Annotated in this window: 19 protein-coding genes and 2 pseudogenes; 12 read left to right on the top strand and 9 right to left on the bottom strand. The window is 67.8% G+C overall.

All coding sequences use genetic code 11. The annotated features are described in order from the left end of the window. Positions 1 to 131 precede the first annotated feature (131 nt). A pseudogene (locus tag ACLQ2U_RS19215) lies at positions 132 to 341 on the bottom strand (NF041680 family putative transposase); the annotation flags it as partial. Between the two features lie 62 nt (positions 342 to 403). On the opposite strand from ACLQ2U_RS19215, the gene ACLQ2U_RS19220 reads away from it, so the two are divergent. Genes ACLQ2U_RS19220 through ACLQ2U_RS19230 form a run of 3 tightly spaced genes read left to right on the top strand, consistent with a single transcriptional unit; the run spans position 404 to position 2,150 of the window. After that, complete coding sequence (locus tag ACLQ2U_RS19220) at positions 404 to 778, top strand: PadR family transcriptional regulator (RefSeq protein WP_109801855.1); 375 nt, start codon at positions 404 to 406, stop codon at positions 776 to 778. Beyond that, complete coding sequence (locus ACLQ2U_RS19225) at positions 775 to 1,761, top strand: permease prefix domain 1-containing protein (RefSeq protein WP_425752067.1); 987 nt, start codon at positions 775 to 777, stop codon at positions 1,759 to 1,761. The genes ACLQ2U_RS19220 and ACLQ2U_RS19225 overlap by 4 nt, the downstream gene beginning before the upstream one ends. After that, a complete protein-coding gene (locus ACLQ2U_RS19230; RefSeq protein WP_425752068.1) occupies positions 1,743 to 2,150 on the top strand; it encodes a hypothetical protein in 408 nt (135 codons plus the stop codon). The genes ACLQ2U_RS19225 and ACLQ2U_RS19230 overlap by 19 nt, the downstream gene beginning before the upstream one ends. On the opposite strand, the gene ACLQ2U_RS19235 is transcribed toward ACLQ2U_RS19230, so the two are convergent. Further along, a complete protein-coding gene (locus ACLQ2U_RS19235) occupies positions 2,137 to 2,358 on the bottom strand; it encodes a hypothetical protein (RefSeq protein WP_425752069.1) in 222 nt (73 codons plus the stop codon). The genes ACLQ2U_RS19230 and ACLQ2U_RS19235 overlap by 14 nt on opposite strands. 433 nt (positions 2,359 to 2,791) lie before the next feature. Here ACLQ2U_RS19235 and ACLQ2U_RS19240 point away from each other — a divergent pair, with 433 nt between their 5' ends. From ACLQ2U_RS19240 to ACLQ2U_RS19260, 5 genes are all read left to right on the top strand, one after another. Beyond that, the gene (locus ACLQ2U_RS19240; protein WP_425752070.1) at positions 2,792 to 3,172 is read left to right on the top strand and encodes a YciI family protein; all 381 of its coding nucleotides are present in this window, start codon (positions 2,792 to 2,794) and stop codon (positions 3,170 to 3,172) included. 5 nt (positions 3,173 to 3,177) lie between these two features. Beyond that, on the top strand, positions 3,178 to 3,564 hold the full coding sequence (locus ACLQ2U_RS19245; protein ID WP_425752071.1) for a YciI family protein: 387 nt from the start codon (positions 3,178 to 3,180) through the stop codon (positions 3,562 to 3,564). After that, entirely contained in the window at positions 3,561 to 4,805 is a 1,245-nt protein-coding gene (locus ACLQ2U_RS19250; protein ID WP_425752072.1) for an RNA polymerase sigma factor, read from the top strand. The genes ACLQ2U_RS19245 and ACLQ2U_RS19250 overlap by 4 nt, the downstream gene beginning before the upstream one ends. Positions 4,806 to 4,965: 160 nt before the next feature. Next, the gene (locus ACLQ2U_RS19255; RefSeq protein ID WP_425752073.1) at positions 4,966 to 5,574 is read left to right on the top strand and encodes a class I SAM-dependent methyltransferase; all 609 of its coding nucleotides are present in this window, start codon (positions 4,966 to 4,968) and stop codon (positions 5,572 to 5,574) included. Positions 5,575 to 5,985: 411 nt separating this feature from the next. Continuing rightward, a complete protein-coding gene (locus ACLQ2U_RS19260) occupies positions 5,986 to 6,900 on the top strand; it encodes a GNAT family N-acetyltransferase (protein ID WP_425752074.1) in 915 nt (304 codons plus the stop codon). Between the two features lie 212 nt (positions 6,901 to 7,112). Here the strand turns inward: ACLQ2U_RS19260 and ACLQ2U_RS19265 are convergent, their stop codons facing one another. Beyond that, positions 7,113 to 8,162, bottom strand: coding sequence for an aldo/keto reductase (locus ACLQ2U_RS19265; protein ID WP_425752075.1), 1,050 nt, complete (start codon positions 8,160 to 8,162; stop codon positions 7,113 to 7,115). Between the two features lie 115 nt (positions 8,163 to 8,277). Here ACLQ2U_RS19265 and ACLQ2U_RS19270 point away from each other — a divergent pair, with 115 nt between their 5' ends. From ACLQ2U_RS19270 to ACLQ2U_RS19280, 3 genes are all read left to right on the top strand, one after another. Then, positions 8,278 to 8,769, top strand: coding sequence for a MerR family transcriptional regulator (locus tag ACLQ2U_RS19270; protein ID WP_425752076.1), 492 nt, complete (start codon positions 8,278 to 8,280; stop codon positions 8,767 to 8,769). Between the two features lie 133 nt (positions 8,770 to 8,902). After that, a complete protein-coding gene (locus ACLQ2U_RS19275; protein ID WP_425752077.1) occupies positions 8,903 to 9,391 on the top strand; it encodes a recombinase family protein in 489 nt (162 codons plus the stop codon). 73 nt (positions 9,392 to 9,464) lie between these two features. Continuing rightward, positions 9,465 to 10,031 carry a GNAT family N-acetyltransferase gene (locus tag ACLQ2U_RS19280; RefSeq protein ID WP_425752078.1) on the top strand — a complete coding sequence of 189 codons (567 nt, stop codon included), beginning with the start codon at positions 9,465 to 9,467 and terminating at the stop codon, positions 10,029 to 10,031. Between the two features lie 329 nt (positions 10,032 to 10,360). On the opposite strand, the gene ACLQ2U_RS19285 is transcribed toward ACLQ2U_RS19280, so the two are convergent. Together ACLQ2U_RS19285 and ACLQ2U_RS19290 are read right to left on the bottom strand one after the other, a co-directional pair. Next, positions 10,361 to 10,858 carry a YfbM family protein gene (locus ACLQ2U_RS19285; RefSeq protein ID WP_425752221.1) on the bottom strand — a complete coding sequence of 166 codons (498 nt, stop codon included), beginning with the start codon at positions 10,856 to 10,858 and terminating at the stop codon, positions 10,361 to 10,363. Between the two features lie 244 nt (positions 10,859 to 11,102). Further along, on the bottom strand, positions 11,103 to 11,486 hold the full coding sequence (locus ACLQ2U_RS19290) for a DUF1801 domain-containing protein (protein WP_280840107.1): 384 nt from the start codon (positions 11,484 to 11,486) through the stop codon (positions 11,103 to 11,105). A 303-nt stretch (positions 11,487 to 11,789) separates the two neighbouring features. Here ACLQ2U_RS19290 and ACLQ2U_RS19295 point away from each other — a divergent pair. After that, positions 11,790 to 12,598 (top strand): annotated as a pseudogene (locus tag ACLQ2U_RS19295) (IS982 family transposase); the annotation flags it as partial. Positions 12,599 to 13,366: 768 nt separating this feature from the next. Here ACLQ2U_RS19295 and ACLQ2U_RS19300 read toward each other — a convergent pair. The 4 genes from ACLQ2U_RS19300 to ACLQ2U_RS19315 all read right to left on the bottom strand — a co-directional run bounded on the left by ACLQ2U_RS19300 (position 13,367) and on the right by ACLQ2U_RS19315 (position 16,568). Beyond that, positions 13,367 to 14,287: an RNA polymerase sigma-70 factor gene (locus ACLQ2U_RS19300; protein ID WP_425752079.1), complete on the bottom strand. Its 921-nt coding sequence runs from the start codon at positions 14,285 to 14,287 to the stop codon at positions 13,367 to 13,369. Then, positions 14,284 to 15,555 carry an NAD(P)/FAD-dependent oxidoreductase gene (locus ACLQ2U_RS19305; RefSeq protein ID WP_425752080.1) on the bottom strand — a complete coding sequence of 424 codons (1,272 nt, stop codon included), beginning with the start codon at positions 15,553 to 15,555 and terminating at the stop codon, positions 14,284 to 14,286. The genes ACLQ2U_RS19300 and ACLQ2U_RS19305 overlap by 4 nt, the downstream gene beginning before the upstream one ends. Positions 15,556 to 15,670: 115 nt before the next feature. Then, positions 15,671 to 16,003, bottom strand: coding sequence for an ATP-binding cassette domain-containing protein (locus ACLQ2U_RS19310; protein ID WP_425752081.1), 333 nt, complete (start codon positions 16,001 to 16,003; stop codon positions 15,671 to 15,673). Continuing rightward, a complete protein-coding gene (locus tag ACLQ2U_RS19315) occupies positions 15,897 to 16,568 on the bottom strand; it encodes a DNA alkylation repair protein (protein ID WP_425752082.1) in 672 nt (223 codons plus the stop codon). Before ACLQ2U_RS19315 ends, ACLQ2U_RS19310 begins: the two co-directional genes overlap by 107 nt. Positions 16,569 to 16,874: the final 306 nt, after the last annotated feature.

Genomic DNA, 16,874 nt, shown 5'->3' on the forward strand with positions numbered 1-16,874 from the left:
AATGGGCCATGATCATCGTCATGACCCGCCGCCTCGCCCGTCACCAACACACCTGAAACCCTTATTTACCAGGCTCTTAGAGATCACGACCGTCACACAGCGGACTTCGAAACAGGCCCTAGGCTTGTTCTTTAACCTGTGCGCTCTTTACGAGCGGTGATGCTCAGGTCACGCTTGACGGTTTTCCCGACGTCGTGGCGGGGTGCTGGCCTGCGGTTGGTGGATCCGGGCGGGCGTCCGGGGCCTGGTCTTGCGGGTTTCGGCGCACCAGCGGGCAGGGCGCTTTTCGCGCGTAGGTTCCGAAACCCTCGACGGACCCGGGCGGGAGTGAGCCGGCCGGGCCACACAATACCTAGCAGTACTATGCACAATACTTCTAGGGTATGGAACGGGGTGAGTTCTCGTGAAGGTCGCCAAGGATCTGGTGGCCGCCTCGGCGACACCGATGGTGCTCGGCATCCTGGCCGAGGGGGAGAGCTACGGCTACGCCATCCTCAGGCGGATCAACGAGCTGTCCGGTGGCGAGCTGGACTGGACCGAGGGGCTGCTCTACCCGTTGCTGCACCGGCTTGAGCGCCTCGGCTATTCGGAGTCGAGCTGGCAGTCGGTAGCCGGCGAGCGGCGGCGCAAGTACTACCGCATCACTGACAAGGGCCTGGCTGAGTTGGCCGAGCAACGCCGCCAGTGGGACACGGTCACCGACGCGCTCAAGGAGATCTGGCTCGGCCTCGGCGACCGCAGGCCGCTGACGGCGATCCCGCTGGGGTGCCGGGCATGACGGCGCGGGAGGGTCAGGAGGAGTTGGAGGCGCAGTTCGGGCAGTGGCGTCAGTACGTACAGCGCCGCCGGGAATTGCAGCCGTCCGACGCCGACGAGCTCGAAGACCATCTCCGCGGTTCCGTCGACGAACTCGTCGCGGTCGGCCTGAGCGCGGATGAAGCGTTCCTGGTCGCGGTCAAGCGGATGGGTAGCCTCGACGAACTGTCCCGCGAGTTCGCGCGTGAGCATTCGGAACGGCTGTGGAAGCAGCTGGTGCTGACCGGCGAGGCCGGCAGCCCGATGGCGGACACGCGGTCGCGGTGGGACCTGTGGGCGATGGTCATCTGCGCGGCGGGCGCGGCGGCGTCCATCAAGGTGCCGGAGCTGTTCGGGTTGAGGTTGGCGGACGACGGCGCGTTCTACGCGCGGAACCTCACCCTGTTCGCCCTGCCCTGGCTGGCGGTCTTCCTGGCCTGGCGCCGACAGGCCCGACGCCCGCTGATCGGGACACTGGTGGCGCTGTTCGGGCTCGGTGCGGTGGCGGCCAACGCCTACCCCCTGGCCGAGGAGTCAAAGTCGCTGGTCCTCACCAGCATCCACCTCCCCATCGCCCTGTGGCTTGTGGTGGGTCTGGCCTACGTTGCCGACGACTGGCGCTCCTCGCGCCGACGCATGGACTTCATCCGCTTCACCGGCGAGTGGCTCATCTACTTCTTCTCATCGCCCTCGGCGGCGGTGTGCTCAGCCTGTTCCTGTTCCACACCTTCAATGCCATCGGGATCATCCCGCAGGAGTTCATCTCGCAGTGGCTCCTTCCCTGCGGCGCCGTGGCCGGGGCTGTCGTGGCCGGGTGGCTGGTCGAGGCCAAGCAGAGCGTGGTCGAAAATATCGCCCCGGTGCTCACGCGGCTATTCACTCCGCTGTTCACGGCCGCACTGCTGGCCTTCCTCGTCGCCGTCGTCTGGACCAGCCATGGCATCAACGTGGAGCGCGAAGCGCTGATCCTGTTCGACCTCCTGCTGGTCGTGGTGCTGGGGCTACTGCTCTACTCGATCTCAGCCCGCGATCCGCTGGCCCCGACCGGCCTGTTCGACAAACTTCAGCTCGCTCTCGTGGTCAGCGCGTTGGCCATCGACGTACTGGTACTGCTCGCGATCACCGGACGCATCACCGACGAGTACGGCACCACACCCAACAGGGCTGCCGCGCTCGGCGAGAACGTCATCCTGCTGGCCAACCTCGCCTACTCGGCGTGGCTGTTGCTGAGGTTCATCCGGCGGCGCACACCGTTCGCGGCGCTCGAACGCTGGCAGACCGGCTACCTACCCGTGTACGCCGTGTGGGCCTGGATCGTGGTCCTCCTCTTCCCTCCGTTGTTCAGCTATGTCTGACCGAGAAGGTCCACCCCATGACGGCGACGTCGACGACCCGCCCATCGGTGTGACAGGCCTGCCGCATCGCTTGCGTGCCAAACACGCGCGTCCGGCCCAATCGTGCGCAGGAAACGCGGATGGTCCTCCGCAGGTGCCGTGCGGCGATCCCCGAACGCTGGATGCGCCGAGCCCACCTCGCCTCGGTGATGTGCACGAACTCCGCCATCACCGGTGATGGTAGCCAGCTGGCGGGTGGCAAAGGGCACGAGTTTCGGGTGTGCCAGGGACCGGGGCGATTGACAACGCACTCATCTCGACAGAGTCGGGCGGTAGCGGCTGGTGGGCGCGCGGTCGGCGGCATGAGCAGTCACGCTGTGCCGTGTCTGCAGACGAGGGGCGAACATCCGCGACACTCAGACCTGCTCGACCTCCCCAACTGCTCGCGGTTTGCCGGGGAGTCAAGCGGGCGAGTGTGCGTTTCGAAGGACGGAGGTCGATCCTTTCCTCAGTCACTACGCCGGGGCTGCCTTGAAAGGAGTTTCCGGGATGGTGTCGTATCAAGGCGTAGCCGTTCGTGGAGCCAGTGTGCGGCGGCCGGCTGGGCCGCCGGACACGAGGAGTCGGGAAAGGCCCTCGTCCGGGACTGAGAGGAGACGACCATGACGGAGTACCTGATCACCTTCAACGATGAGTGGGTGCCCGACCACACGGCGGAGGAGGTGCGCGAGAAGGGCACGGCCGCCCGGGCCGTGATCGAGGAGATGCAGGCCGACGGTGTCCTGATCTTCTCCAACGGCGGCCTCGACCGGTCCACCGCGGTGTGCAGTGTCGAGCCGGTTGACGGCAAGCCCGTCTTCACCGACGGCCCGTACGTCGAGACCAAGGAGCACCTCGGCGGCTTTGCCGTCGTGGACGTGCCCGACGACGCGGCGGCGCGATACTGGGCCGGCAGGCTCGCGACCGTGCTCGACTGGCCGCAGGAGGTGCACCGGTTCCGAGGTCCCGGGCAGGCCCGGCGTAACGGCTCTGGGGAGAAGTGAGCGCGGTGCCCAGGTACCTGCTGTCCGTCTACGGACCGGCCGAGCGCACCGAGTTCGGCACCTACCCCTCCCAGGAGGCCATGCTGCAGGCGTTCGCCGACACCGGTGCCTTCACCGAGAGGCTCCAGAGGGACGGTCACTTCGTCTTCGCCGACGGCCTGGAGCCCGCGACGACCGCCACCACCGTCGACGGGCAGGGCGAGAAGCCGGCCTTCACCGACGGGCCCTACGTGGGGACAAAGGAATACCTCGGCGGCTTCTGGGTCATCGAGGCGGCCGACCTCGACGTGGCCCTGGCGCTTGCCGCCGAGGGGTCGAAAGCGTGCCGCGGCACGGTCGAGGTGCGTCCCTTCCGAACCGAGGAATCCGTCCGAGCGCTGCTGGCGCCGTGACTGGTCCCACCGTCGAGCAGGCGATCACCCGTGTCCACCACGAGGAGTGGGCGCGGGTGGTCGCCGGCCTCGCGCGCCGTTTCGGCGACCTCGACGTCGCCGAGGAAGCGACGGCCGAGGCGTTCGTAGCGGCTGCAGAGCGGTGGCCGCGCGAGGGCGTACCGTCCAATCCCGGCGGTTGGCTCGCCACCACCGCGACCCGCAAGGGGATCGACCGGCTCCGTCGCGAGTCGCAGCGCGACGCCAAGCACCAGGCGGCCCGGATCGTGTACGACGACACCCCTCCTGAGCCGACCGGCCCGGTCGAGGACGACCGGCTCAGACTGGTCTTCACCTGCTGCCACCCTGCGCTCGCGATGGAGGCCCGGGTGGCGCTCACCCTGCGCCTGCTCGGCGGCCTCACCGTCCCCGAGATCGCCCGCGCCTTTCTGGTGCAGAAGACCACGATGGCGCGGCGGATCACTCGCGCCAAGGCAAAGATCAAGGCGGCGCACATTCCCTACCGGGTGCCCTCGGCCGACGACATCCGCGAGCGGCTCGCCGGCGTGCTCGCGGTCGTCTATCTCGTCTTCAACGAGGGCTATCTCGCCGGTGAGGGGGACGACCCGTTGCGCGGCGACCTCACCGACGAGGCGATCCGCCTCGGCCGCCTGCTCCGAGCTCTCCTCCCGGACGACGGCGAGGTGGCCGGTCTGCTTGCCCTGATGCTCCTCACCGACGCCCGGCGGCTGGCGCGCGTGTCCCGCACCGGGGAGCTGGTGACCCTCGACGAGCAGGACCGCGGCGCGTGGGCCCGCACCCTCATCGCCGAGGGCAGGGCCCTGGTCCGCGAGCGGCTCGAGGCGGTGGCGGCCGGCGGTGACCCACCTGGGCGCTACCAGCTGCAGGCCGCGATCAACGCGGTCCACACGGATGCCCCGTCCGCCCGAGACACCGACTGGTCCACGATCGTCGCCCTCTACGGCCAGATGGTGCTGCTCGATCCCTCGCCGATCGTGCGGCTCAATTGGGCGGTCGCGGTCGCCGAGGTCGACGGCCCCGGGGTCGGGCTGGCCGAGGTCGACCGGCTCGGCGAGGTCCTTGACGGCTACCACGCCTTTCACGCCGCGCGCGCCGACCTGCTGCGGCGACTCGGGCGCGGCGGCGAGTCGCGGGCGGCGTACGACCGGGCCATCGGTCTCGCCGGCAACCCCGCGGAGCGGGCCTACCTCACCCGCCGCCGCGACCAGCTCGCCGGCTGACCGACACGTGGAGCCAGCCCGTTCCAGCACCGTTCGCGGCAGAAGCGCGCATCTGACCTTGCGCTCGGATTGCCGGAAGCGGGCACCGCAAGAATCGACGTGCTTCCCTGCGCTGGTCCCGGGCCTGCTCTGCCAATCCAAGAGCTCATATAGTCACGCGGTGAACATGGAGCAGGTCCGGCAGGCATATGCGTCCGTCGCAGAGCTCTACATCGGGCTGTTCGGTACAAGCCAGCAGGTACACGCCGACGACCTCGCCTTCATCGGGCGACATCTGGCGGGCCGACCTGGCACGGTGCTCGATCTGGGCTGCGGGCCTGGCCATATCACCGGCTACCTTCGCTCGCTGGGCGTCGACGCAACGGGAATCGACATGGTCCCCGAGTTCATCGCCCATGCGCAGGCGGCCCACCCGAGCGGTAGGTACCAACTCGGGTCGATAGAAGATCTCGCCGTTGCCAACCACTCCATCGCCGGCATCCTGGCCTGGTACTCGTTGATCCATCTACCGCCGCAAAATCTCGACGGCATGCTCGCGGAGTTCCGGCGAGCAATGGTCCCAGGCGGAACGTTAGTGCTCGGTCTCTTCGACGCTGACGAGGTCGCCGCCTTCGACCACAAAGTCGTGACCGCCTATCGCTGGCCCGTCGACGAGTTCTCCGAGCGACTGACGCGAGCCGGCTTCACGGAAGTCGAGCGCCTGCAGCGACCCAGCGAAGGCAATCATCGGCCGCACGCCGCCATCGCGGCAATCGCAACCGAAGGGTGAGCTGAGTCGGCGAGCCTCCGTGCTCGCTCATCGGCATGTACGTGCGTTCAGGCATGCTGGCCCCCACCCTGGTCGGCGTGGAAGGCCCGCAGGGTACTGACCGGCTCTAGCGACAACGCCCCGCTGCCCCCGCGGGCCGCTCTCGCACGTCCCGCCAACACGGCGCCTTCAGCACGGTGTGCCTACTGAAATGTTGAGTGGGAGAAAGTCCCACCGCTGGACCCATGGCGTCGGACGGAACTGGCTTTCTCATGTGTCGAAGCGATACCCGACGGCGTGATAGGTTCGTCACCGCGCCCGTAGCGACGAAGGAGGTGAGCGCGATGGTGTTCTGTCCGTCCGTGCTCCCGACCCGTCCGGGCGACCGCTGAATCACGGGAGCACACCGCTTCTCCCGTAGAGGATGTTCCCGTGACCGACCTGGTCATCCGCCCGCTGCGCGCGGGCGAGCACACGCTGTTCCAGTCCATGCCCGAGTCGCCCACCGTCGGCATGGCCCTGCTCGGCCGCGACTTCGCCGAGACCATGGCCGCCCGCCAGTACCGTCCCGAGTGGACCTGGGTAGCCCTCGACGGCGACACGGTCATCGCGCGGGCCGCCTGGTGGGGCGGGCCCGACGACAGCGCCCCGGTGGCGCTGGACTGGTTCGATCCCGGCACCGACCCGATGGTGGGTGCGGAGTTGCTCCGCGCCGCCAGTTTCACCGTCGACTACCACCTCATGCTGCCGCCCGACTGGCGCGACGTCCCCGAGACGCACCGCGCGGCCCAGTCGCGCATCACCGCCGCCGGCGCCGCCGGATTCATCCCGGTCCTGGAGCGGCTGCGGTACCGGTGGACGCCGGCCGACGGCCTGCCAGAGCGCCCGGCGCGGCTGACGCACCACCCCGTCTCCGACGACGCGGTACTCCACGACGTGCTGCGCCGCATCCTGACCGGCAGCCTCGACTTCCACCAGCATCAGGCGATCGAGCGGGACGGCGTCGAGGCGGCCCTCGCCGACGACCTGGAGTTCCTGACCTGGCTGCCGAGTCCACGCGACTGGTGGCGCCTGGCTCGCGACACGGCCGGCAACCTCACCGGCATCGTGATACCCGCACGCAACCACGCCTCGCCGATCATCGCCTACGTCGGGGTGCTGCCGGAGGCGCGGGGGCACGGCTACGCGTACGACCTGCTCGCCGAGGGCACCCACATCCTGGTCGAGCAGGGCGCAGAGGTTATCACTGCCGACACCGACCTGACGAACACACCGATGGCCGCCACGTTCGCCCGAGCCGGGTATCCGGTGGCGCAGCGGCGACTCATTCTGAGCCAGCCGGCGTAATCCGGTACGGCATGAGGCTCATGGCCAGCCAGCCGTGGGCCTCATGCCGTTGGCCATGGACGCCTCATCGGCCGGTGATCGACGCGCTACGCCGAAACCTCCGCGTCGATGGCAGCGCCGGGCTCTCCTGGAAGGGCTCGATCACGATCCAGTCGTCGCCCTTCCCGCCGGGGCGGGCGATGGCCCAGCGAACCCATACAAGATCAGCTCACTCAGGCTGCGGCGCGGTCGGCGAGTGGGTGGCGACGCAATGCGGTGTCGGTCAGTGAACGCGGGGGCAAGGGAGCGTTGGGGTTGTACCGGTTGGTCCCGGGCGGCACGATCTCGTCGATCCGGTCGAGGGTCGCATCATCCAGGGTGAGCGCGGCACCCTTGAGTAGATCCTCCAGCTGCTGCATGGTCCGCGGTCCGATGATCGCCGAGGTGACGGCGGGGTGGGCCACAGTGAACGCTACGGCCAGCTGCGGAAGGGTGCAGCCGATGCTTGTCGCGAGTTCGACGAGCTGTTCGACGATGTCGAGCTTGGCGGCGTTTTCCGCGATCGCGGGATCGAATTGCGCCGGCCGGATTGAGGCGCGGCCGGTTGACAGGTCAATGGGCTGGTCCTTGCGGTACTTGCCGGTGAGGAACCCGAAGGCCAGTGGGCTCCAGACCAGTACCCCCATCCCGTAGCGCTGGCAGACGGGCAGGACCGAGGCCTCGATCCCGCGGGCCAGGATCGAATACGGCGGCTGCTCGGTGCGGAAGCGTCCGAGGCCGCGACGCTCGGAGACGTGATGCGCCTCGACGATCTCCTCGGCGGGGAACGTCGAGCAGCCGAAGGCGCGGATCTTCCCCTGGCGCACGAGGTCGCTGAGCACCGAGAGCGTCTCCTCGATGTCGGTCGAGTGGTCGGGGCGGTGGACCTGGTAGAGGTCGATCCAGTCGGTGTTCAGGCGCCTGAGGCTGTCCTCGACCGCCTTGAGGATCCAACGCCGCGAGTTGCCACCGCGGTTGCGGCCCTCGCCCATCTGAAAGTGCACCTTGGTGGCGAGTACGACGTCGTCACGGCGCCCCCGCAGCGCCTTCCCCACGATTTCCTCGGACTCACCCTGTCCGTACATGTCGGCGGTGTCGACGAAGTTGATCCCCTGGTCCAGGGCCGCGTGGAGGATACGGACACAATCGTCGTGGTCGGGGTTGCCGACAGCCTGGAACATCATGGTCCCGAGGCAGTAGACACTCACCTCGATACCGGTTCCGCCGAGGGTGCGATAGCGCATGGTGATGCTCCCTTACTGGTTCAGCCGTGATTACACAGAGCGACAGAAGCGTCGATCACACGGGGCACCCTAGGATCTAGAGTCGGCTCTAGGTCAACCCGCTAGCCTGAACGGTATGGCTGGGGTCACAACAAGTCTGAGCATCGGACAGGTCGCCGAACGCACCGGCTTGAGCGTTCACGCGCTGCGCTTCTACGAGCACGAGGGCCTCTTCGTCAACCCCGTGCGACGCGGGCCTGGTGGGCGTCGCGTCTACAGCCAGGATGACGTGGACTGGCTGACCGTCTGCATCATTCTCCGTGCCTCCGGCATGCCCCTGCCCGCGCTCCGCCGATACGCCGACCTCGTCAGAGAAGGAGCCGGCAACGAAGAAGGACGACTCACGCTCCTGCGCGAGCACCAAGCGCACGTCACCACCCAGATCGGCAGGCTCACCGAGTGCCTGGACCTGATCAGGTTCAAGGTCGGGGTGTATGAGGACCTCCTCGACCAGGACAGCGCCACCGACCACCAATGCCACGCTCCATCCCCTGCGGCAAACGGTGAAGATGCCAATAACAGCGGTCCGCTCATAGAGATGAACGGCCGACGTCGACCGGCCCTGTAAATCTTCAAGAAACCAACGTTTTCTGAAGATCACTTACGCGACCTCGAATCGGCCCCGTGTGCCGTCAAAAACTCCTTCAAGAACCGCGGTGTTCAACAACAGCTTCACCACCGTTTTCTGAGAGCATCCCGGCGTGACGACGATCGACTCCGACCTGCTCGCGCCGGCACCGGCGCACCCGACCGAGATCCGCATCGGCTACGCGCGGGTGTCCACCGGCGGACAGAAGCTCGAGCGGCAACTCGGCGCCCTCACCGCAGCGGGGTGCCGGCGGATCTTCGCGGAGAAGCAGTCCGGCCGCGACACCGACCGGCCGGAGCTGACCGCGTGCCTGGCGTTCCTCGCTCCGGGCGACACCCTGGTGGTGCCGAGCCTGGACCGCCTGTCGCGGTCTCTGGCGGACCTGATCACCACTGTCGGGGAGCTGCGCCGCCGCGACGTCGGGTTCACCTCGCTGCACGAGAACTTGGACACCGCCACCCCGAGCGGGCGGTTGGTGTTCCACGTCTTCGCTGCCCTGGCCGAGTTCAGCCGCGGAACACGTCTACACGAAAACAGGCCACATAGGGGACGCCCAAGTAACGCCGGACGGCGACAGGAGAGTTTGGTCGCAGCCGGGTAAGTGAGGACGCAGTGGCCGGACGGGGCCCGGTATATGGCTTGGAATGCCTCCTCGCTTGGCTCAGGATGAGCGCGTGTCTGATCCCGAGGGTGCGGCTGATGCCGTCGCGACTGACCGCTTGATCCTTCGAAAGCCGAGGCGGGCGGACGTACCGGAGCTGTTCGTGCTGTACGCCGACCCACGAGTGTGGGGGCCCGACCCGCTGAGTCGCCACGATACGATCGAGCAGACCGACAGGATGGTCGATAACTGGTGTGCGGCTTGGCGCCGTGATGGCCTGGGAATGTGGACTGCTTACGGTGCGGACAACACCTTCGTCGGCATTGGGGGCTGCTTCGTCCGCTACGGCGTCGCGTGGAATCTCGGCTTCCGCCTTCTTCCAGGGTTCTGGGGACAGGGCTATGCGCAAGAGATCAGCGCAGCAGCGACGACGGCGGCGCGAGTTCTGCGCGCCGACCTGCCAATGACCGCTTACCTGTTGGAGGGCAACGAACGGTCTCGGCGGGTTGTCGAGCGTACCGGGCTCAGGCTGGCCTGGCGCGGCGCGGACGCGGGGAATCCCGACGCCTCGGCCGTTCGACTGCTCTACAGCGATCGGCAGCTGCCCCAGGAAGCCGTGGCTGCTCTGACCGAGCGCTGAACACGCTGGACATAGCTTGCCCCACTACACATTCCGAAGCAGTATGAGGCAATCGGGAAGCGCACTGTCATCGGCAAAGTCGGACGTTGCGGGAGCGGGGCTGAGCGAGCGCATCGCGGCAGATCCGTGCACCTGATCTTGGTAGGGATGGGCCTGGGTACGTAAGGTTCTCTGTGCTGGTGACCGCGCCGGTCCGCACGTGCGAGCTGCACGCTCACAAATCGGCCGGCGGCCCCGCCGTTCTAACGGTGCGCACCGCCCGCATCGCGGCCGCAGCGGGCACCTGATCCCCGCGGACAGCGGCACCCGAAGACAGCCGGGCGGCGGCGTCAGGTGATGGCCAACAGCACGGCCTGCCCGTTCACGGCTGCGGCGTGGTAGAACCGGCGCAGTTCGGTGAAGTTCGGCGCAAGGTAGCCGTCGAACTCCTCGGTGCCGTTGGCCCAGATGCCCGGGTAGATATCGGTGGCTGCCATGGCTTCCGGGTCGAAGCGAGCGCGCAGCGTCTCCACATCCAGCGCATCCAGCGCGGTGGCGATCGCGCATACGGTGTCCGGGTCGAGCAGCCGGGCCGGACCGTAGCCACCATCCTGACCGATCTCGTCGCCGCCGAGGATTGCCGCGCCGGCACCCTCGCCGATTTTCCAGGCAGTGCCGGTGAGCAGGTAGTGGATGCCGTGCCACGACTTGTCCAGGTCCAGCTCGGGTTCGGGCATCTCGGCCTCATCGTCGTCGAGGTCGCCGTACAGCAGCGTGTCGACCGCCGTCGGGTCGGCGAGCACCGCTGCCAACTCCTCGGCCGACAACCGGCGCCCGATCAACACCATACCCACGGACGGCCCGATCTCTATCCGTCGGCGTGCTGTCACGCCGGTCAGCGGCCCCTACGGGCGGCACGGTACAGCAACCCCGATCTGCTCTCCAGAGGATCAGCGAACCCCCACGGCGACCTCACTCTTAGCCAACACGACTACCCGGCGTGACCGCGTCGGCTGAGCGCCGCGTGCACAATCGGCGGCATGAGCACTAGCGGGCGGTCTTGCCGGGGCTTGCCCGCACCGTCGCCCGCCATCAGGCCAGCACCCAACGGTCGACCAGCGCGATGACCTGCGCCTGGTGCGTGGTGACAACCCCGAGGTCGGGGAAGTCGATGACGGCGCGATCGGGTGCCAGCCACGTCATCAGCCCGGAGGGATCCTCGAAGACGAAGCCGGCGGTGTCCGCGCGGACCTTCGCTCCTCGATGGAAAATCAGCTGCAGCCGCCCACGAGGTTGCAGGCGGAACGTGACCCGGTCCTGCCCGCCGTAGCAGAAGCTCGGAGCGTTCCACTTCACATGTTCAGTGATGGCCAGGTCGGAGGCCAGGATCGCGGCTCTGAGCTGCAGTACGCCCTCCTTGAGGGGGTGCTGCAGGTCGGTCAAGTACTGCTCGACGTCTGCTGACGGGGTGCCCATGCAGTCCTCCTCAACCACGGATCCATCGACTGGCGTTCCCGCTCCTACCTCGCTGAGGTGACGGGAGCGGCGTACCCCGTACTAGACCACGAGCCACCGACGGGACTGCTCGGTGCCGAAGGGCGGCACGCCGAGGGCGGGCGGGTCCCACGCCTCCGCGGATCACGGCTTCGTCACCCAGGGGAACCGCACGCTCTTCGGCATGACAGGACGTTTCGCAGCGGCCAACCTGCCGCCCCTAGCGAGTAATTCCTAAGTCGGTCCGGGGCTGCGAACGCAGCGAAGGGTGTTGATGATCCGTTTGTGACGACAGACATCGACACCCTTCTCACCGCACTGTACGTGAAGATCGACGACTGGCTGGGGCGGTCCCGCAGGTCCGGTCGGCCACCGAAGCTGTCAGATGCCGAGCTGCTGACCCTCGCGGTGGCCCAGGTGCTGCTCGGGATCCGGTCCGAGGCCCGCTGGCTGCGGTTCGTCCCCGCGCATCTGCCCGGAGCGTTTCCCTATCTGTCGGGCCAGTCGGGCTACAACAAGCGCCTACGAGCCGCCTTGCCGCTACTGAAGCGGGCGATCCGAGCGGTGGCGGAGGACACCGACCTGTGGACCGACTCGGCCTGGGTGGTCGACTCCACCCCGGTCGAGTGCGGCCGGTCCCGGCCCACCGCGCGCCGCTCACGGTTAGCGTGGTGGGCCAGCTACGGCTACTGCCCGTCCCACTCGCGCTGGTTCTGGGGCCTGCGGCTATACCTGATCTGCACCCCGGCCGGCCTGCCGGTCGCCTGGGCCCTGGCCAACCCCAAGATCGACGAACGGCAGGTGTTGACCGCAGTCCTCGAACACGACCCGGACCTTTGGCCGGACGCCCAGGCCTGTTGATCATCGCGGACAAGGGCTACGTGTCCGGTGAGCTGGACCGCTGGCTGGCCGAGCGTGGGGTGCGGCTGCCGCGACCCTCCTACCGCAACCGCACCCCACGCCCCGACGAGCATCTGCTCAAACCGATCCGGCAACTCATCGAATCGGTCAATGACACGCTCAAGGGCCAACTTGACCTCGAGCTACACGGCGACCGCAGCATCGAAGGCGTCGCCGCCCGCGTCGCGCAACGCCAAGGGTGAGGTGCCTCTGGCGGTGGGGATCCGCACCCGGCGCCCGTCGAGGGTGAACGTGCCGTGATACCAGCGCAGGCACCAACCCACGCCGGCGACGCGGGAACCGCGCCGACAGGTCACCTGCTTTGCGGCGCTTCGCCGCCGCGAACCACGCCTCCGAAAACCGGCGCAACACCGACCGCGCACCCGTGGAGCCCAACTCGGCGAACGTACCCGGCCCCGACGCCGCCAACTCCCCGCACAACCGCTGATAACCGACCAAAGGCGCGTCCCCACGGCGGCGCCGCCACGCGTTGACCTCCAGCACGCCCACGCGTCACCAGCGGAGCGCAGCAGTCCCATGCACCGCCGCCGCTGCCCCGGTGTCACCCGCAGACCGACACGCGCGGTGCGATGCACCACCTGCGGCGCGGACGGATCCCGACGACGAGGCACGAACCCAAGCCAACACCACCCGTACGACAATTCCCAGGGGCGACAACCCGGCGAACGTTAGTGGACACCGCACTAGCTGGATCGGGATGGGTTCGTCGAGGTGGGACAGTGCATGGTCGGCGATGTCCACGACTTCGAAGGTCGCGTCATCACGTCGAACGGCGATGTCGAGGACCCGGGCGACTGTAGTCGCCCTTGCGGCCCGGGCGGGTGCTGCCAACGATGATCGCCACCCATGGCGGCGTGTGGCCGCCCGGTTATGGTGGCCCAAACCCATGGCGGACTGCCGCGTCGGTGGTGGCCGGAGCGCCGGCGCCGATCGCACAGGGCTCATTGCGTCCCGACGTCGTATGCGGTGCCATCGGCGATGGCCCGGAGTTTTTCGGGGTTGGCCACGTTGTGGATGGCGGTAATGCGGCCGTCGGTGTCGAAATCGAAGGTGACCGTGGCGATCACGCGGCCCACTGCGCTGAACACCATCCCGAGCCCGCCGTTGATCTCGACGAGTTCGGCGTTCATGTCGGCGGGCTCGACGCCCTGGTAGGTGACGGTGCCGATGGCTGCGAACCAGGCGGCCACGGTGGGCGCACCCACGACCGGACGTATGGCCTGGCGGACCTTGCCGCCGCCGTCCGTCCAGAGCGTGACGTCCGGGGAGAGCAACTCCATCAGGGCGTTGATGTCGCCACCGATCGCAGCGGCGAAGAACCGCTCGGTGACCTCGCGGTGCCGCGACCGGTCCGCGGTGAAGCGCGGCCGCCGGGCCCGCACATGCTCACGGGCACGATGCGCGGCCTGCCGCACCGCGGCTTCTGAACGCTCTACCGCCTCCGCGATTTCGGCATGGCTGAAGCCGAACACCTCCTTCAGCACGAACACCGCACGCTCCAGCGGGCTCAGCGTCTCCAGCACCATAAGCATCGCCATCGACACCGACTCAGCGTCCATGACCGCCTCGGCGGCGTCGCCGCTGGTAAGAATGGGCTCCGGAAGCCACGGCCCCACATACATTTCACGCTTGTGCCGGGTCGAGCGCAGGCGTTCCAGCGCCAGATTTGACACGATCCGCGCCAGGTACGCCTTGGGGTCGGCCACCTGCGCCCGGTCGGAGGCCGACCACTTGATCCAGGCGTCCTGGACCGCATCCTCGGCATCGGCCGCGGTGCCGAGGATGCGGTACGCCACCGAGAACAGCAGATTGCGATGCTGGTTGAACACCTGCTGGTCGAGGTCGGGAGGCGGGTGGGTCACCGCGCCTCCCGGACCCTGGTGAAGCGACCGCCGCGGGGCCAGAACACGCCCGAGGCGGGCATCTTCTTCATGCGGCCGTACGTCGGCCAGGGCGAAGCAGTCACCGTCTCCTTGTACCGGACCGCCAGGCGGCCGGTCAGACACATCCGCCGAGGACTGTCGTCCGGGTGGGTGAATTGCACCACCGCGTCGTGCCGGCCGAGGCTCACGACCGTGTGGTAGTAGCCGAAGCGGAACGGCTTGGGCTGCTTGCCCTTCAACGCACGTACGATCGACACCGCGGCGTGCACACCGGTCGGCATACCACTCTGGCAGGTGCCGTGCATGACGCCGTAGCCCTGGCGGATCGCGGCCGCGTCGCCCACGGCGTACACCTGCGGATGCGACACCGACCGCAGCGCGGCGTCGGTGACGATGCGGCCGCGCTCGTCGACAGTGAATCCGGCGGCAGCCGCCAGCGGCGACACCCGCGTGCCGCTCGTCCACAAGAACACGTCGGCGGCGATGCTCTCCCCGCCCGCCAGCTCGACCGCATCGGGCAGCACCTTCACCACCTCGACCCCGCTGCGCACCTGGACGCCCAAGCGCTCCAGCGCGGACTGCAGGTACGCCTTGGCTTTCGGGTTCATGGCCGCACCGGGTTCACCCCGGCCGAGCAACACGACGTTCAGCTCGGGGTGCCGCTCGGCGATCTCCGCGGCCGACTCGATACCGGTCAACCCGCTGCCACCGACCACCACCGTGCCGCCATCCCGCCGCGCCAGCCGATCGGCCAGGAACTTGGCGTCCTGGGCGCTGTTCAGGGTGTACGCGTAGTCCTCGACACCCGGCACCGCCGCCGTGTCGGCCAGGCTGCCCAGCCCATACACCAGCGTGTCGTAGTGCAGGACCCGGTTGTCGTCGATCCGCACGATCTTCGCGTCCGCGTCCACCGCCGTCACCCAGCCGCGCACGAACCGCGCACCCGTACCCTCCAGCAGCTGCGGGACGCTCAGCTCGGCGACCTGCTGCCCGGTAGCCGTCATGTGCAGCCGCAGCCGCTCGGTGAACCGCTCCTGCGCATTCACCAGGGTCACCTGCACATCTTTGCGCCCCTTGACCCGAGCCGCGAGCTGCATCGCGGCGGACATACCCGCGTAACCCGCACCCAGGATCACCACGCGGTGTGTGGCCGCCACACCGGCTTCATGCTGTGCACTCATCGTTTCGCCTTCCTCCACACGTTGCTGACGACCACGAGATGCAAGCTGCCCGACCGCCCGTGACATGACGTCCATGTGATGCGCGACACAGTCGACGGTAGTGGTTGCGATCGCGCAGGCAGGTCGAGCACCTCGCGCCCGCTGGACAGGCCGAGCGGGCCGGTGGGTTCGTCCGCGAAGATCACTTCCGAGCGGCCGCGAGGACCCGCGCCAGCGCGACCCGCTGGCGTCGGCCGCGAGAGAGCTGGCCCGGCCGGTCGTTCTTTCGCCCGGCGAGGCCGACCCGCGCGATGTTTGCATGGGTACGTCTCCGTGTGCGTTGCGCTTCGCCTCGATACGTAGCCAACTTCTGTCGATCGTGTTGCCGCGTTCTAGGGGTAGCGGCGCGAGCGTGAGCGCGAACCCTTCTATTTATCGTGCTGTCTGCGCACCATCTCGGTGATCCAGATGGGCGCGAACGGAGACGTGCAGTTCGGGGGAGTCGGGTAGTCCTTGAGCACCTCCAGGCGCTCACCGATGTCGACTGCGCGGGCGCGGTGCTCGGCGTGCTCGATCCCGATCTGAGCCAGGCAGTGGTTCATCGCCCACTGCAGGCGATCCGGGGCATCTCTCATCGCCGCCTCGATGACGTCGAGCAGTCCTGCGAGGTCGAGGCCCTCGGGCTTCTTCGCCACGCGTTCGGTGGTCAGCGCCCAGCCGGCACTCGCGACCACTGGATCCGGATCGGCGGACCAGGTCATGCGCAGCTCTTCGGAGTGCGGGTTCTTCTTGACCACGTAGTTCACGAGCCAGTCGTGCACCTTGGGGGTGCGCGCCTCGCGCAACATGACGTCCAACTCGTCACGCTCGAACGCTTTCGGGCGGCAGATCAAGATCGCCAGCAGTCTCGCCGCAGTGTCATCCGTCTCCCAGAGCTGGCGCGCGAGTTCCTGCTGCGTCTTCAGCCGCTTCGCGATCGCGCGCAGTTTGCTGAGGTTCACACCGTGATCGTCACCGTGTTTCTCGTTCACCTCGCGTGTCTTCGGGTCCTCGATCGCGGCCAGCTCGGCCATCACCTCGGCCACCGCCGTCTCGGCCACCTCAGCCTCCTGCCCATCACGTGTGAGATTCAGCCTACGAGGAAGCACGGTCAACCAGGTGATCAGCAAGCGCATAGTCAAGGCCCCTATCCGCTATTCGGCAAAGTCGGACGTTGCGGGAGCGGGGCTGAGCGAGCGCATCGCGGCAAAGGAGTACGCGTGATCTTGGCCTGAACTCAGTTCAGAGGTGCCGTGGGCGCACCGCGATTCGACGGAACGATGTGGCGAGGCCGGACCGGTAGGCGATGTCCGCGACGGCCTCATCCAGGCGACACTCGATCATCACGCGAGATACACGGACTACGC

The organism is Micromonospora sp. DT47, assembly GCF_049844475.1.
Lineage (GTDB): Bacteria > Actinomycetota > Actinomycetes > Mycobacteriales > Micromonosporaceae > Micromonospora.